Origin of the sequence: Streptomyces naganishii JCM 4654, assembly GCF_014650575.1 — a bacterium.
GTDB lineage: Bacteria > Actinomycetota > Actinomycetes > Streptomycetales > Streptomycetaceae > Streptomyces > Streptomyces naganishii.
In genome coordinates this window covers 1-1,587 of record NZ_BMVF01000054.1, presented here as the reverse complement: position 1 = coordinate 1,587, position 1,587 = coordinate 1, and the positions used below count along the sequence as shown (strand labels likewise).

Annotated in this window: 1 protein-coding gene; it reads left to right on the top strand. The window is 66.9% G+C overall.

Translation table 11 applies throughout. The annotated features are described in order from the left end of the window. Positions 1-382: 382 nt before the first annotated feature. Positions 383-1,587, top strand: a 1,205-nt coding sequence (locus IE217_RS34300) for an IS110 family RNA-guided transposase (RefSeq protein ID WP_190181875.1), incomplete at its 3' end; no start/stop codon positions are given.

Sequence of the window (1,587 nt, the reverse complement as noted above, 5' to 3'; positions counted from 1 at the left end):
GTCGAGGCCCTGAAAGAGACTGCGGGCCCCGCATCATTTCCGCTGCGTGGGTGACGCCGGTCGGTGCCGGGAAGCCGCAAGGTCCCCCTGGGGCTCGACCCCTTTGAAAAGAGCCGGCCCCGGCTCCGTCCGGCGCCACCCACCGCATCTGATCTGACGACCGGATCGTTGACTTTTGTGGTCCGAGCCGCCTACGGAGATCACCTCTCATCAAGCCTGGAGCCCAGAGCTCCTGAGCAGACCGAGGGCCCCGTGGGCTACTGGGGTCACGAACGGCTAATCGGATGCTGGGCCATCGAGCCCTTCCATTAGGGAGACGCGTACCCCTGCATGGCTGTGACCAGCAGAAACAGACCTCGACCGAGAGGACGTACACGACGCGATGAAAGTGTTCTGCGGGATCGACTGGGCCAGCGACCACCACGATGTCGCCCTGGTCGACCACGACGGAGCCCTGTTAGCCAGGGCCCGAATCACCGACGATCCCACCGGTCTCCAGCAGCTGCTCGACCTGCTCGCCGAGCACGGCGACGCTGCTGGCACCCCGATCCCGGTCGCGATCGAAACCTCCCGCGGCCTGCTCGTAGCCTGCCTCCGAGCCACCCGGCGCCCCGTCTATGCAATCAACCCCATGGCCGCCGCCCGCTACCGCGACCGGCACTCGGTTGCCCGCAAAAAGTCCGACCACCTCGACGCGATGGTCCTTGCGAACATCCTCCGCACCGACATGGCCGCCCACCGACCGCTACCGCACAACAGTGAACTGGCCGAAGCCGTCGCGGTCTTGGCCCGAGCACAGCAAGACGCCGTCTGGGACCGCACTCAGGCAGGCAACAAACTCCGCTCCCACCTGCGTGAATACTTCCCTGGCTTCCTCATCGCCTTCCAGCCCTCACGCGAGGGACTGTGTTCCCCAGTCGCGCGAGTGATCCTGGCCGCCGCCCTCACCCCGGAACGCGCGGCGAAGCTCACGCGCACCCAGCTGCGGTCCCTCCTCAAGACGGCCGGCCGCCAGCGCGGCATCGAGGCCGAGGCTGACCGGCTCCGCGAAGCTTTCCGACTCCCACAGATGCGGCAGCTTCCCCTGGTCGAGGAAGCAATGGGCCACCAAACGGCCGCTCTGCTTCGCCAACTCGATGCCGCCTGCACCAGCGCCAACGACCTCGCCAAGGCAGCGGTGGAGTCTTTTGAAGCACACCCGGACGCCGAGATCATCACCAGCTTTCCAGGGCTCGGCTCACTCACCGGCGCCCGGGTGCTCGCAGAGATCGGCGACGACCGGTCCCGCTTCGCCGATGCCAAAGGACTCAAAGCCTTCGCCGGAGCAGCACCGGTTACCCGAGCCTCCGGCAAAAGCGTTGCGGTCATGGCCCGCCGGGTCAAGAACCAACGGCTGGCCTCAGTGGGCTACGTCTGGGCCTTCGCCGCTCTGACCGCCTCAACCGGCGCCCGAGCCCACTACGACCGCAGACGAGCCGACGGAGACCGCCACACTGCCGCACAGCGCAACCTTTTCAACCGCATGCTCGGCTGCCTCCACCACTGCCTCACCAAGCAAACCCTCTATGACGAGGCCACCGCGTTCCC